Annotated in this window: 12 protein-coding genes; 7 read left to right on the forward strand and 5 right to left on the reverse strand. The window is 70.2% G+C overall.

Annotation, left to right across the window (positions count from 1 at the left end; genetic code table 11):
* Positions 1–34: 34 nt before the first annotated feature.
* Positions 35–2,257 carry a transglycosylase domain-containing protein gene (locus ACFCV8_RS19330; protein WP_376686581.1) on the reverse strand — a complete coding sequence of 741 codons (2,223 nt, stop codon included), beginning with the start codon at positions 2,255–2,257 and terminating at the stop codon, positions 35–37.
* Between the two features lie 221 nt (positions 2,258–2,478).
* Between ACFCV8_RS19330 and ACFCV8_RS19335 the strand changes: the two genes are divergently transcribed.
* The 5 genes from ACFCV8_RS19335 (at position 2,479) to ACFCV8_RS19355 (ending at position 7,511) form a co-directional block, all read left to right on the forward strand.
* The gene (locus ACFCV8_RS19335) at positions 2,479–3,450 is read left to right on the forward strand and encodes an SPFH domain-containing protein (protein ID WP_376686582.1); all 972 of its coding nucleotides are present in this window, start codon (positions 2,479–2,481) and stop codon (positions 3,448–3,450) included.
* Positions 3,447–3,818, forward strand: a complete 372-nt coding sequence (locus ACFCV8_RS19340) for a hypothetical protein (protein WP_376686583.1) — start codon at positions 3,447–3,449, stop codon at positions 3,816–3,818. The genes ACFCV8_RS19335 and ACFCV8_RS19340 overlap by 4 nt, the downstream gene beginning before the upstream one ends.
* A gap of 83 nt (positions 3,819–3,901) precedes the next feature.
* Positions 3,902–4,426, forward strand: coding sequence for a PadR family transcriptional regulator (locus ACFCV8_RS19345; protein ID WP_376686584.1), 525 nt, complete (start codon positions 3,902–3,904; stop codon positions 4,424–4,426).
* Entirely contained in the window at positions 4,423–5,109 is a 687-nt protein-coding gene (locus ACFCV8_RS19350) for an ABC transporter ATP-binding protein (protein ID WP_376686585.1), read from the forward strand. Before ACFCV8_RS19345 ends, ACFCV8_RS19350 begins: the two co-directional genes overlap by 4 nt.
* A complete protein-coding gene (locus tag ACFCV8_RS19355) occupies positions 5,106–7,511 on the forward strand; it encodes an ABC transporter permease (protein WP_376686586.1) in 2,406 nt (801 codons plus the stop codon). The genes ACFCV8_RS19350 and ACFCV8_RS19355 overlap by 4 nt, the downstream gene beginning before the upstream one ends.
* Before the next feature lie 66 nt (positions 7,512–7,577).
* Here ACFCV8_RS19355 and ACFCV8_RS19360 read toward each other — a convergent pair whose 3' ends face one another.
* On the reverse strand, positions 7,578–8,555 hold the full coding sequence (locus ACFCV8_RS19360) for a hydrogen peroxide-inducible genes activator (RefSeq protein ID WP_376686587.1): 978 nt from the start codon (positions 8,553–8,555) through the stop codon (positions 7,578–7,580).
* 130 nt (positions 8,556–8,685) lie between these two features.
* Between ACFCV8_RS19360 and ACFCV8_RS19365 the strand changes: the two genes are divergently transcribed.
* A complete protein-coding gene (locus tag ACFCV8_RS19365) occupies positions 8,686–9,240 on the forward strand; it encodes a peroxiredoxin (RefSeq protein ID WP_031083404.1) in 555 nt (184 codons plus the stop codon).
* A gap of 12 nt (positions 9,241–9,252) precedes the next feature.
* Positions 9,253–9,786: an alkyl hydroperoxide reductase gene (locus ACFCV8_RS19370; protein WP_376686588.1), complete on the forward strand. Its 534-nt coding sequence runs from the start codon at positions 9,253–9,255 to the stop codon at positions 9,784–9,786.
* An 89-nt stretch (positions 9,787–9,875) separates the two neighbouring features.
* Here the strand turns inward: ACFCV8_RS19370 and ACFCV8_RS19375 are convergent, their stop codons facing one another.
* From ACFCV8_RS19375 to ACFCV8_RS19385, 3 genes are all read right to left on the reverse strand, one after another.
* A complete protein-coding gene (locus ACFCV8_RS19375) occupies positions 9,876–11,306 on the reverse strand; it encodes an AI-2E family transporter (RefSeq protein WP_376686589.1) in 1,431 nt (476 codons plus the stop codon).
* Between the two features lie 134 nt (positions 11,307–11,440).
* Complete coding sequence (locus ACFCV8_RS19380; protein ID WP_376686590.1) at positions 11,441–12,136, reverse strand: lytic transglycosylase domain-containing protein; 696 nt, start codon at positions 12,134–12,136, stop codon at positions 11,441–11,443.
* Between the two features lie 388 nt (positions 12,137–12,524).
* The gene (locus tag ACFCV8_RS19385) at positions 12,525–13,847 is read right to left on the reverse strand and encodes a PhoH family protein (protein WP_376686591.1); all 1,323 of its coding nucleotides are present in this window, start codon (positions 13,845–13,847) and stop codon (positions 12,525–12,527) included.
* Between the last annotated feature and the right edge of the window lie 283 nt (positions 13,848–14,130).

Genomic DNA, 14,130 nt, shown 5'->3' on the forward strand with positions numbered 1-14,130 from the left:
GTGCCGGAATCCGGCACCGCCCCTCACCCCTTGCTCACTGACCGGCCACGGCGTTGTTCCCGCCGCCCTGGCCGGGGCGACCGTTGTCCAGCCCGTCGCCCGGCTGCTCCGGGGACTGGCTCGGCGGCGGCACCTCCGGCGACTGGCTGGGCGGCACCTCGGGCGACTGGCTCGGCGGTACGTCCGGCGACTGGGTCGGCTGCTGCGAGGGGGTGTCCGGCGACTTGCTCGGGCTGGTGTCGGTGCTCGCGGACTGCGAGGGGGGCGCCGTAGGCGAGTTCGGGACGGTGGCCTGGCCGCGCTCGACGTCCTCCAGGTCGAACCGGGTGGTGGAGCCGCCGCCCAGCGCGCCGAGCGTGTAGTCCGCCCAGATCTCCGCCGGGAAGCCGCCGCCGTTGGCCCGGCCGGAATTGGCGGTGCCGGTCAGGCTGACCTGCTTGCCGCCGTCGGGGGACTCGCCGAAGAGCGCGACGACGGTGGTCAGCTCGGGGGTGTAGGCGGCGAACCAGGCCGACTTGTTGTTCTCCGAGGTGCCGGTCTTGCCCGCCGCGTCGTAGGCGCCGGTGTTGGCGGCCTGGCCGGAGCCGGCGTCCACGACACCGGTCAGCACGGAGGTGACGGTGTCGGCGGACTTGCGGCTGATCACCTGCTTGCCGATGCCCTCGACCGGGTCGACGGTCCGGTCGCGGTGCTTGGCGGACTTCACGATGAAGGGGGTGACCTTCTTGCCGTGGTTGTCGAGCGTGGCGTACGCGCCCGCCATGTCCCAGGTCGAGGCGTTCATGGTGCCGAGCGTGATGGCGGGGCGTTCGGGGAAGTTCTTGTCCGGCAGACCGAGGGCCAGTGCGGTCTTCTTCACCTCGGCCGGGCCGACGTCGACGACCATCTGCGCGAAGGCGGAGTTGATCGACGCGTTCATCGCCTTCTGCACGGTGACGGAGCCGTAGCTCCGGTCGTCCTCGTTCTCCGGGTCGAACGGGGTGTCGCTGCCGACGACGGGCCGCCTGCTGGTGCCGTCGTAGCGGGTGTTGACGCCGATCAGGTCGCCGTCCTGGGTCTTGGACCCGTTCTCCAGCGCGGAGGCGAACACCAGCGGCTTGAAGGTGGAGGCGGGCTGGAAGTCCCGGCGGGTGGCGTTCGAGAAGTAGTGCTTGACGTAGTCCACCCCGCCGTACATCGCGACGACGGCGCCGGTCTTCGGGTTCAGGGACGTGGCGCCCGCCTGGACGGTCGCGTCGACCTTGTTGCCCTTGCGGTCCAGCTTGGACTCCAGCTGGCGGTCGACGGACTCCTCCAGCTGCTTCTGCTTCTTCTTGTCGATGTTGAGCGTGAAGGTCCAGCCGCCGGCCTGCCGCATCTCGTCGGTGACGCCCTGCTTGCGCAGCTCCTCGTTGGCGGCCTCGACGAGATACCCGGTCTGGCCCTCCATGCCCTTGGCGGGCTTGGCCTTCTGCGGGACGGGGAACTTCAGCTTGTCGCGCTCGGCCCGGTCGAGCCACTTCATCTCGACCATGTTGTCCAGGGTGTAGCCCCAGCGGTCCTTGACCAGCTTCCTGCCGGTCTCGCTCGCGGTCTGCCAGTCGTACTGGCTGGGGGCCTGGAGCACGGAGGCCAGGTAGGCGCCCTGGGAGACGGTGAGGTCCGAGGCGTCGACGCCGTAGTACGCCTGCGCCGCGGCCTGGATGCCGCTGGCGCCGCGCCCGTAGTAGGCGGTGTTGATGTACCCGGCGAGGATGTACTCCTTGCTCTTCTTGCTGTCGACCTTGAGCGAGATCACCAGTTCCTTGAGCTTCCGGCTGATCGTCGGGTCCTGCGTCAGGTAGTAGTTCTTCACGTACTGCTGGGTGATGGTCGAACCACCCTGCTTGCCCTTGCCGCTGAGGGTGTTGAGCAGACCGCGCGCGGTGCCCTTCAGGTCGATGCCCTTGTCGTCGTAGAACGTCTTGTTCTCGGCGGCGACGAAGGTGTGCTGCACCTTCAGGGGCACCTCGGACAGGTCGACGATCTGGCGGTTGACACCGTCGCCGGTCCGGGTCATCAGTGACCCGTCGCTGTACTGGTAGACGTTGCTCTGCCGCTCGGCCAGGGCGTTGGCCTTCGGGATGTCCACGTACAGGTAGAGGGCGACGAAGGCGCCCATGACCAGCAGGCAGAACCCGAAGAAGGCACCCAGCAGCTTCCGCCAGGTGAAGAGTCTGCGTATGCCGCCGCTCTTCGCAGCCCTTCTCTGGGCTCGCCGCGCATCCGCTCGACCCATCGCTGTTTTGCTCCTGTTTCTCTGCTCGACCCGCTCAGCTCAGCCCAGCCAGCTAACACCGTCGGCAAGGACGAAAAGCAAGAGATGCGGTCTTTTGTGGACGTGACAATCAGCACCCGCTCCTGAGGGAACCGACTCCCGAGAGGCCCTCAAGGTTGCCATCCGGGGTAATGTGTAATCACATTGCTAGCACCGAGCACGCCTTCGAAACGGGGGACCCCATGACCGGCCACGACACCGGGCACGACGCCACCACCCAGGACACCGACCTCGCGCCCGACGCCCCGCAGATGCCCGAACCCCAGGTGAGAGAGGTGACGGCACACAGCATCCCCGGCGGCCTCGGCCTGCTCCTGACGGTGCTCGGGGTGATCGGCGGCATCGGCCTCGCGATCGTCGGCGGCGTCGTCGGCTCGAACGGCAACAACGCGGTGGGCGTCCCGGTCTGCATCTTCGGGGTACTGCTCGCCATCGCCTCGTTCTTCTGCATGACGGGTGTGAAGATGGTCGCACCGGGCGAGGCCCGGGTGATCCAGCTCTTCGGCCGGTACGTCGGCACGATCCGCACCGACGGGCTGCGCTGGATCAACCCGCTCACCAGCAGCCGCAAGATCTCCACCCGGGTCCGCAACCACGAGACCGCCGTCCTCAAGGTCAACGACGCCTACGGCAACCCGATCGAGCTCGCCGCGATCGTCGTCTGGAAGGTCGAGGACACCGCCCAGGCACTCTTCGAGGTGGACGACTTCCTGGAGTTCGTCGCCACCCAGACCGAGGCCGCGGTCCGGCACATCGCGATCGAGTACCCCTACGACGCCCACGACGAGGGCGGGCTCTCGCTGCGCGGCAACGCCGAGGAGATCACCGAGAAGCTGGCCGTGGAGCTCACCGCCCGGGTGCAGGCCGCCGGGGTACGGATCATCGAGTCGCGCTTCAGCCACCTCGCGTACGCCCCGGAGATCGCCTCCGCGATGCTCCAGCGCCAGCAGGCCGGTGCGGTGGTCGCGGCCCGGCAGCAGATCGTCGAGGGTGCGGTCGGCATGGTCGAGATGGCGCTGACCCGGATCGCCGAGCAGGACATCGTCGAGCTCGACGCCGAGCGCAAGGCGTCGATGGTCAGCAACCTGATGGTGGTGCTGTGCGGCGACCGCGCGGCCCAGCCGGTCCTGAACACGGGCACTCTTTACCAGTGACCGAACAGACCCCGGCCCGCCGGACCCCGCCGCAGCGCAAGCAGATGCTGCTGCGGCTGGATCCGGCGGTCCACGACGCGCTGGCCCGCTGGGCGTCCGACGAGCTGCGCAGCGCGAACGCCCAGATCGAGTTCCTGCTGCGCAGGGCGCTGGCGGAGGCGGGCCGGCTGCCGGGCACGGCGAGGCCGATCCCCCGCCGGGGCCGCCCCCCGAAGGACTCGCGGGAGGCGCGGGGGCCGCACGAGACCCCGGAGCCGGGTGAGCCGCGAGAGACGCGCGAGGCCCCGGAGCCGGGCGAGCCGCGAGAGACGCGGGAGACCTCGGAGCCGGGCGGGCCGCAGGAGACGCGGGAGGCACCGGAGGCCTGAATTCCACAGCGGCGCGGAGCGGCGACCAGGGTATGCACCAGGGGTATACATCGCGGGTATACACACCGTGTACAGTGCTCCGCATGTCTATCGGCCACACCCTGCTCGGGCTCCTGGAGTCCGGCCCCCGCCATGGCTACGACCTCAAACGCGAGTTCGACGAGAAGTTCGGCCATGACCGCCCCCTGCACTACGGGCAGGTCTACTCGACCATGTCCCGGCTGCTCAAGAACGGCCTCGTCGAGGTCGACGGCATCGAGAGCGGCGGCGGCCCCGAGCGCAAGCGCTACGCCATCACCGAGGCCGGGATCACCGATGTCGGCGCCTGGCTCTCGCAGCCGGAGAAGCCCGAGCCGTACCTCCAGTCGACGCTCTACACCAAGGTCGTCCTGGCCCTGCTCACCGGGCGCAGCGCCGAGTCCCTGCTGGACACCCAGCGCGCCGAGCACCTGCGCCTGATGCGCATCCTCACCGACCGCAAGCGCAAGGGCGATCTGGCCGACCAGCTGATCTGCGACCACGCGCTCTTCCACCTCGAAGCCGATCTGCGCTGGCTGGAACTGACCGCCGCCCGGCTCGACCGACTCGCCATGGAGGTGGGCGCGTGATCCCCGCCGGTTCCCTGCTCAGCGCCGACAGCCTGCACAAGACGTACAACCGGACGCCCGCGCTCGACGGCGCGTCCTTCTCGATCCACCCCGGCGAGGTCGTCGCCGTGCTGGGCCCCTCCGGCTCCGGCAAGTCGACCCTGCTGCACTGCCTCGCGGGCATCGTCACCCCGGACCGGGGCACGATCACCTACGCGGGCCGCGAGCTCTCCGCCATGTCGGACTCCGAGCGCAGCGCACTGCGCCGTACCGAGTTCGGCTTCGTCTTCCAGTTCGGCCAGCTCGTCCCTGAGCTGACCTGCGTGGAGAACGTCGCGCTGCCGCTGCGGCTGGCGGGGGCCAAGCGCAAGGAGGCCGAGCGCACCGCCCTGCACTGGCTGGAGCGGCTGGAGGTCGACAACGTCGCCTCCCAGCGTCCGGGCGAGGTCTCCGGCGGCCAGGGCCAGCGCGTCGCCGTGGCCCGCGCGCTGTCCGCGTCCCCGAAGGTGATCTTCGCGGACGAGCCGACCGGCGCGCTGGACTCGCTGAACGGCGAGCGCGTGATGCAGCTGCTCACCGAGGCGGCCCGGTCCACCAACGTCGCCGTGGTCCTGGTGACCCACGAGGCGCGGGTGGCCGCCTACTCCGACCGCGACGTCACCGTGCGCGACGGGCGGACCCGCGACCTGGAGCACATCGGATGACCCTGCTCGACGAGAAGAACGCGTCGGCCCCGCCCGCCGTTCCTCGCCCCACCGCCCCCACCGGCCTCGCGGCCTGGATACGCGACCTCGGCCTCGGCATGCGCTTCGGCGCCGGCGGCGGCCGCGAGGGCTGGATCCGCACCGCGCTGACCGCCGTCGGCGTCGGCCTCGGCGTGGCCCTGCTGCTGACCGCCGCCTCCGTGCCGCACATGCTCCAGCAGCGTTCCGACCGCAGCGCGGCCCGCGCCGCGAGCGTCATCGACTACTCACCGGGCAAGCCGGCCCCGAAGTCGGACGTCTCGGTGCTGCGGTTCGACGTCGAGACGGAGTTCCGCGGCCGCGTCGTCGAGGGCCAGCTGATGCGCGCGGACGGCGCGCACCCGGTGCGCCCGCCGGGCGTCGACCGCTTCCCCGCCCCGGGCGAGGCCGTGGTCTCCCCCGCGCTGAAGGAGCTGCTGGAATCGTCCGACGGCGCCCTCCTCAAGGACCGGCTGCCGTACCGGATCACCGGCACGATCGCCGACCCGGGCCTGGTCTCGCCGGGCGACCTGATCTATTACGCGGGCGACGGCACCCTGAGCACCGACCGGGGCGGCCAGCGGCTCGCCGGGTACGGCGACCGGAACATGGGCGAGGAGATGCCGCCCATCCTGATCGTGCTGATCATCATGATCTGCGTGGTGCTGCTGATGCCGGTCGCGATCTTCATCGTGACCGCGGTGCGGTTCGGCGGCGAGCGCCGCGACCGCCGGCTCGCCGCGCTGCGCCTGGTCGGCACGGACATCCGGATGACCCGGCGGATCGCTGCGGGCGAGGCCCTGTTCGGGGCGCTCCTCGGCGTGGTGACGGGTGTGGTGTTCTTCTTCGCGGGCCGGGAGTTCGTCGGCGGCATCGAGGTGTGGAACGTCAGCGTCTTCCCGGCCGACCTGGTGCCCGATCCCCTGCTGACGGCGCTGGTGGTCGTCGCGGTGCCGCTGACGGCGGTGGTGGTGACGCTCGGCGCGATGCGCGCGGTGGTGATCGAGCCCCTCGGCGTCATCCGCAACGGCCGCAGCCGCGGGCGCCGGATCTGGTGGCGGCTGCCGGTGCCGCTCGCCGGCCTGGCGGTGCTCGGTCTGACCGGCAAGGTCGACGCGTACGGCCCGGTCAATCCGTATCCGATCGCGGGCGGGGCGGTGCTGGTCCTGGTCGGTCTCGCGCTGCTGCTGCCCTGGCTGGTCGAGGCGCTGGTGAACCGGCTGAACGGCGGCCCGGTCTCCTGGCAGCTCGCCGTCCGCAGGCTCCAGCTGAGCAGCGGGACGGCCTCCCGGGCGGTCAGCGGGATCACGGTGGCGGTCGCGGGCGCGGTGGCGCTGCAGATGATGTTCGCCGCGGTCGGCGACGAGTTCAACAAGCTGATCGACGAGAACACCTCGGGGGCCCAGTTCTCCTCGTACTCCCAGAAGGTCGCCCGGGACGGTGCCACCCGGACCGCCGAGGCGCTCCGGGCCACCAAGGGCGTCAAGTCGGTCGTCGGCATGGTCAGCGTCTACGTCACCCACCCCGGCAGCTCCGAGGACGAGGAGGTCCAGCGGACCACCAGCCTGACCATCGCCGACTGCGCGAGCCTGCGCGAGATGGCCCGGATCGGCGCCTGCGAGGACGGCGACACCTTCGTCTCCCACCCCGCGAAGGACAAGGACATGTCGCGGTGGATCGACCGGACGGCCCGCAAGGGCAAGGACGTCCTGATCGAGTCCAGTGGCCCCGCCAGGAAGTCGGTGCGGTGGACGCTGCCTGCCGACGCCCGGACCGTCACGGCCCGGAACACCGAGCTGGGCGACGGCGCCACCGGCATCCTGGCCACCCTCGGCGCGGTGGACCCGAGCACCCTGCCGGACGCGACGACCGAGACGCGGATCACGATCGACCCGAGCGTGCCGGATGTTGCGGAGTACGTACGGAACACGGTGGCCCGGGGCGACCCCACCGCCCGGGTGGCGACCTTCCAGTCGGAGGCCCGGGACAAGAAGTACGCCAGCGTGCAGCGCGGCCTCCAGGTCGGCGGGACGGCGACGCTGCTGCTGATCGCGGCCTCGATGATGGTCTCCCAGCTGGAACAGCTGCGTGAGCGCAAGCGTCTGCTCTCGGTGCTGGTCGCCTTCGGTACGAAGCGCTCCACGCTGGGCTGGTCGGTGCTCTGGCAGACGGCGGTACCGGTGGTCATCGGCATGGTGGTGGCCGTCGCGGGCGGGCTCGGCCTGGGCGCGACCCTGATCTACATGATCGACAAGGAGGTCACCGACTGGTGGCTGTTCCTGCCGATGGCCGGTGCGGGCGTGGCGCTGATTGCGCTGGTCACTCTGGTGTCGCTGCCTCCGCTGTGGCGCATGATGCGGCCGGAAGGGCTGCGTACGGAGTGACGCGGCGGTAGAGAGGTGAGGTGAGGGGGCGTGGCCTGCGGGCCGCGCCCCTTCGGCCGTTCCCCCTCAGGCGCCGGCCCCGTCCCCCACGCCGTCGGTCACCCGGACCGGCAGCGCCGCCATCGCCTGGCGCAGCGCCGCCGCGAGTTCTTCGAACTCCTCCTGCCGCGCCGCCCCGGTCCGCATCCCCAGGGCGACCCGCCGCGACGGCGCCGGTTCGGTGAAGTAGCCGGTGGCCAGGGCGTCGTTGCGGCCGGTCTCGACGGTCAGCGCGGTACGCGGCAGCAGCGTCACGCCGAGCCCGCCGGCGACCAGCTGGACCAGGGTGGAGAGCCCGGCCGCGGTCGTGGTGACGGGGGCGCCCGTGGTGCGCCCGGCCTCCCGGCAGATGTCCAGGGCCTGGTCGCGCAGGCAGTGCCCCTCGTCGAGCAGCAGCAGCGGCAGCTCGCGCAGCGCCTCGCGCGGGATGTCGGCGCGCCCGCCCAGCCAGTGGTCCTTCTCCATGACCAGGACGAAGTCCTCGTCGAAGAGCGGGAGTTCGGTCACCCCCGGCACCCCGAGCGGTACCGCGAGCAGCAGCAGGTCCAGCCTTCCGGCGGCCAGCCCGTCCAGCAGCGAGGCGGTCTGCTCCTCGTGGACCTGGAGGTCGAGCTCCGGGTAGCGCTCGTGGACCAGCCCGAGCACGGTCGGCAGCAGATACGGGGCGACGGTCGGGATCACGCCCAGCCTGAGCACTCCGGTGAACGGCGCCCGGACCGCCTCGGCCTCCTCCATCAGCTCACCGACGGCCTCCAGCACCGCCCGCGCCCTGGCCGCGAGCCGCTCCCCCGCCGGCGAGAGCAGCACCTTGCGCGTCGTACGCTCGATGAGCCGGACACCCAGTGTCTCCTCCAGCGCCGACACCGCCCCGGAGAGCGCGGGCTGGCTCATCCCGATCGATGCCGCGGCGTCCCGGAAGTGCAGGCACTCCGCGACGGCGACGAAGGCACGCAGCTGGGAGAGGCTGGGCTGTTTGGGGCGAGTGCCCTGATTGCTCTGCACCACTGATAGGCACCTCCGATCATCACGAGCAAGTGTAGCTATTTCCGTGATCAATGCACTCTGTGCCAAGGTGGATCTCGTCCAACCCTCAGGAAAACCCCAAAAGGGATTTCCAACGCTTCAAGGAGAGCGCGTGCTCACTGTCGGTGACAAGTTCCCCGAGTTCGACCTGACTGCCTGTGTCTCGCTGGAGAGCGGCAAGGAATTCGAGCAGATCAACCACAAGACCTACGAGGGCAAGTGGAAGATCGTCTTCGCGTGGCCGAAGGACTTCACCTTCGTGTGCCCGACGGAGATCGCCGCCTTCGGCAAGCTGAACGACGAGTTCGCCGACCGTGACGCGCAGATCCTCGGCTTCTCCGGCGACTCCGAGTTCGTGCACCACGCCTGGCGCAAGGACCACCCGGACCTGACCGACCTGCCCTTCCCGATGATGGCCGACTCGAAGCACGAGCTCATGCGTGACCTCGGCATCGAGGGCGAGGACGGCTTCGCGCAGCGCGCCGTCTTCATCGTCGACCAGAACAACGAGATCCAGTTCACGATGGTGACCGCCGGTTCCGTGGGCCGTAACCCCAAGGAGGTCCTGCGGGTCCTGGACGCCCTGCAGACCGACGAGCTGTGCCCGTGCAACTGGACCAAGGGCGAGAACACCCTCGACCCGGTCGCGCTCCTCTCGGGCGAGTGAGCTGACGGCGACATGGCACTCGACGAACTGAAGGCCGCCGTACCGGACTTCGCCAAGGACCTGAAGCTGAACCTCGGTTCGGTGATCGGGAACAGCGAGCTCCCGCAGCAGCAGCTGTGGGGCACCGTCCTCGCCTGCGCGATCGCCTCGCGCTCGCCGAAGGTGCTGCGCGAGCTGGAGCCTGAGGCGAAGGCCAACCTCTCCGCGGAGGCGTACACCGCCGCGAAGGCGGCAGCCGCCATCATGGCGATGAACAACGTCTTCTACCGGACCCGGCACCTGCTGTCGGACCCCGAGTACGGGACGCTCCGCGCGGGCCTGCGGATGAACGTCATCGGCAAGCCCGGTGTGGAGAAGGTCGACTTCGAGCTGTGGTCGCTCGCGGTCTCCGCGATCAACGGCTGCGGCCAGTGCCTGGACTCGCACGAGCAGGTGCTCCGCAAGTCCGGCGTGGACCGGGAGACCGTCCAGGAAGCCGTCAAGATCGCCTCGGTGATCCAGGCGGTCGGCGTGACCCTCGAAGCCGAGGCCGTGCTCGCCGAGTAGGACCGTAGTACCTCGCGTACCTCCTCGGTACGCGGCAGGGCCCCGTGGACGACCGACCGTCCACGGGGCCCTTCGTCATGTCCTTGCCGCTACCCGTCCTTCGGGCCGCCTCCGCCGCCCGGGGCGGTCCCGGACGTCGCGCCGGGGGCGGGCGTCGGGGCGACGTCGAGCGCGGTCGCCCCGTGCGGCGCCGGGGCGTGGCGCAACGCCTCCTCCTGCCCGTACGTCCGCAGATAGCCGACCACCGTGTTGGTGACCGCGACCAGCGGGACCGCGACGACCGCGCCGCCGATGCCCGCCATCAGACCGCCCGCCGCGACCGAGAGGACCACGGCCAGCGGATGCACCCGCACCGCGCGCCCCAGGATGAACGGCTGGAGCACATGGCCCTCGATCTGCTGCACCGCGAGCACCACCGCCAGCACCATCAGCGCGGCGAACACCCCCTGGGTGACCAGCGCGACGACCACCGCCAGCGCCCCGGAGATCACCGCGCCGACCAGCGGGATGAAGGCGAAGAGGAAGATGAAGACGGCCAGCGGCACCGCCATCGGCACATCGAGGAAGAAGATCCCGAGCCCGATGAAGATCGCGTCGATCAGCGCGACTATGACGGTGCCCCGCACATAGGCGGTCAGCGTCCGCCAGGCACGCGGCCCGGCCCCCGCGACGCCCGGCCGGGCCTGGGCGGGCACCAGCTTCAGCACCCACTGCCAGATCCGCCGCCCGTCGTACAGCAGGAAGAGCGTCGAGAACATCGCCAGCAGCATGCCGGTGAGGACCTCCACCATCACGGTGACGCCCTGGAGTCCGGCCGTGGTGATCTGCTCGGTGTTGGTGCCGATGGTGTCGCTGAGGTTCTTCGCGACGTCGTTGATCTGCTGCTCGGTGACGTGGAAGGGGCTGTCGAGCAGCCAGTGCTTCAGCTCCTCGATACCGTCGCGCACCTTGTCGGAGAGGGTGTCGAGGTTGTCCATCACCTGCCAGACCACGAACCAGCCGACCAGGCCCATGATGACGAAGCCGAGCACCGCCGTGACGGCGGTGGCCAGTCCGCGCGGCAGCCCGTGGTGCCGCAGCCGGGCGACGGTCGGCTGGAGCAGGGCCGTGACGAGCAGCGCGGCGACGAAGGCCAGCACCACCAGCTGCACGGCGCTGATGATCCACATCAGCACCCAGAGGGTGCCCGCGAGGACCAGCAGCCGCCAGCCCGCCTCGGCCGCCACACGCATCCCCCAGGGAATCGCCGCGACCGGATCGGGCCGGGCGGCGACGGACGGCGCGTACGAGGGCGGCGGCGGCACATGGCCGGCCGTCGCGGCGGGCGGGGCCTCCTTCCCGGCCTCCTTCTCCGCCTCCGGCTCGGCGGGGGCAGCGGCCTCCGGCACGGCGTCGGGCGGCGGTGCCGTCGGCGGCGGGGCCTCCTCGCACTCGGTCTCGGCCCTGCGCTGCTCCAGCCGGTCGCCCAAGTCGGTCAGTTCGGCGCCCAGCCGGGAGAGCCACCCCGGAAGTTTCGACATGATCGTTCCTTTTCCCCCGTCCTGTCCCCCGCCGCTCCCCGGCCGAGCCGCAGGAACCGACCGTACACGCGCGAAGCCCCCCACCGTAGAACGATGGGGGGCTCAGTGTGCGAGGAACCGGAACCTCTGGGGTTCTAGTACCAGTTGTGCTGCTGCCAGAAGGACCAGGCGCCGCACGGGCTGCCGTACTTCCCGTTCATGTAGTTGAGGCCCCACTTGATCTGGGTCGCCGGGTTGGTCTGCCAGTCGGCACCGGCGGTGGCCATCTTGGAGGCCGGCAGCGCCTGCACGAGGCCGTAGGCACCGGACGACGGGTTGGACGCCCGGTAGTTCCACGTGGACTCGTGGTTCACGATGTTGCTGAAGCACTGGAACTGACCGGCGGGGACCATCTGCCGCGCGATCGCCTGGACCTCGGCGGCGGTGTACGAGCCCTGCGCGGCGAAGCTGGAGGCGCTGCGGACCGAGGAACGGTTGGCCCGCTCCTCCTTCTTCTTGCGCTCCTGCTCGACCCGCTGCTCGGCCGCCGCCTTCTTCGACTTGGCGTCCTTGGCGGCCTGGATGCGGGCCGCTTCCTCCACGGACTTCTTCGCCGCGGCGTCGGCGGCGGACGCCTGGGCGTCGGCCTGCTGCGTCAGCGAAGCTGTCTGTACCTGGGCCTGCTGGCCCGCGGGGATGTCTGCGAGCAGCGTGGTGTCGGCTGCGGTCGCCTCGAAGTTGTTGTCGTCGACAGCGGGAGTGCTGCCCGACGCAACGCCCACGACGGCGCCAACGGTGGTTACGGCGGTGGCTGATGCCACGGCGAACCCCCGGACCGAGATCCGGCTCACACGGTGTCCTTCCAGCATCGCCCGCTTAGGTGACCTCGCGGACGCAATCGTGCCCCTGGCGCTGGCCTCCCTACTGCTTGGGTCACGGGAGGCACGGGCCCGGTGGGCGACTCCCGAAGGAGCGCCGCGTGGTACTCGCGGGCGGCATACGGACGGCGTCTGTTGAGTTGTGCGGTGCATGGCACCTCGAAAGGTGCGGGTGTGCCGTATGCGGGGCCTGACGGAAGCAAGACTCTGCCGGAACGGCACGCCGGGAAGCAATTCTCTGTTGCGTGTGAAAGCTCACACCTCGTTTGGAGCAGATGATTTTCGGAAACAGAGCCGAGACGTGGCGACGCCCGGCTAAGCTGTTTCGCTCGCCGGGCGGCACCGTGGGTCACATCCCCTGTCAGATCTGGCCTTCCTCCAGCATTTCGGTCACCAGGGCGGCGATCTGCGAACGCTCGGAGCGGGTGAGGGTGACATGCGCGAAGAGCGGATGCCCCTTCAGCTTCTCGACCACGGCGACGACTCCGTCGTACCGGCCGACCCGCAGGTTGTCCCGCTGCGCCACGTCATGGGTGAGAACCACCCGGGAGTTCGCCCCGATCCTGGACAACACGGTCAGCAGGACGTTCCGTTCGAGCGACTGCGCCTCGTCGACGATCACGAAGGCGTCGTGCAGCGAGCGGCCCCGGATGTGGGTGAGCGGCAGGATCTCCAGCATCCCGCGTCCCAGCACCTCCTCGATGACCTCGCGCCCGGCGACCGCCGAGAGGGTGTCGAAGACGGCCTGCGCCCAGGGGCTCATCTTCTCGGCCTCGGTGCCGGGGAGGTAGCCCAGCTCCTGCCCGCCGACCGCGTACAGCGGGCGGAAGACCATCACCTTGCGGTGCTGCCTGCGCTCCAGGACGGCTTCGAGCCCGGCGCACAGGGCCAGCGCCGACTTGCCGGTGCCCGCCCGGCCGCCCAGCGACAGGATGCCGACGTCCTGGTCGAGGAGGAGGTCGAGCGCGATGCGCTGCTCGGCGCTGCGGCCGTGGATGCCGAAGGCCTCCCGGTCGCCGCGGACCAGGCGCACATTGCCCTCGGCGGTGACCCGGCCGAGCGCCTTGCCGCGCTCGGACTGGAGGACCAGCCCGGTGTGCACGGGCAGTTCGGCGGCCTCGGGGACGTACAGCGTCTCCTCGCCGTAGAGCAGGTCCACCTGCTCGCCGGAGAGGGAGAGCTCGGCCATGCCCGTCCAGCCGGAGTCGGTGATGGCGAGTTCGGCACGGTACTCCTCGGCGAGGAGGCCGACCGAGGACGCCTTGATGCGCAGGGGCAGGTCCTTGGAGACGACCGTGACGTCGTACCCCTCGGCCTGGAGGTTGCGCGCGACCGCGAGAATCCGTGAGTCGTTGTCCCCCAACCGGTAACCGGCGGGCAGTACGCCGGGGTCGGAGTGGTTCAGTTCGACGCGCAGCGTGCCGCCCAGGTCCCCGAGCGGGATCGGGGCGTCGAGCCTGCCGTACCGGATGCGGAAGTCGTCCAGCAGGCGCAGCGCCTGACGGGCGAAGTACCCGAGCTCCGGGTGGTGGCGTTTGGCCTCCAGTTCCGTGACCACGACGATCGGGAGCACGACTTCGTGTTCCTCGAAACGGGTCATGGCGTTCGGATCGGCCAGCAGGACGCTGGTGTCGAGAACGTAAGTGCGCCTGTCGGGAATGCGGCGCTTTGTGCTGGTCACCACGGAAGGACGTACCCCCTCGGACGAGGTTGGGGTGCGACGGCGTCGCGGAGCATCCCAATGGGAGAGGAATGACCGGGCGGGGACCCCGATGCACGGGCCGGAAACCGGCCCTCCGCGTCGGCCGCGTCGTTCTTACGGTCCTTCGTGTGCAAAGGGCCTCCCGGGGAGCGGACTCCATGCCGCTCGCTTGGACACGACGTCCGCCCGGTTACGACCGGACGTCGACCTGTCAGGGGTATTCCCTCGAACAACCGAAGCCATGCCGCCCGGGGCGTGCGGGCCG

It is taken from the genome of Streptomyces sp. NPDC056347, from assembly GCF_042262625.1.
Classification (GTDB): domain Bacteria; phylum Actinomycetota; class Actinomycetes; order Streptomycetales; family Streptomycetaceae; genus Streptomyces.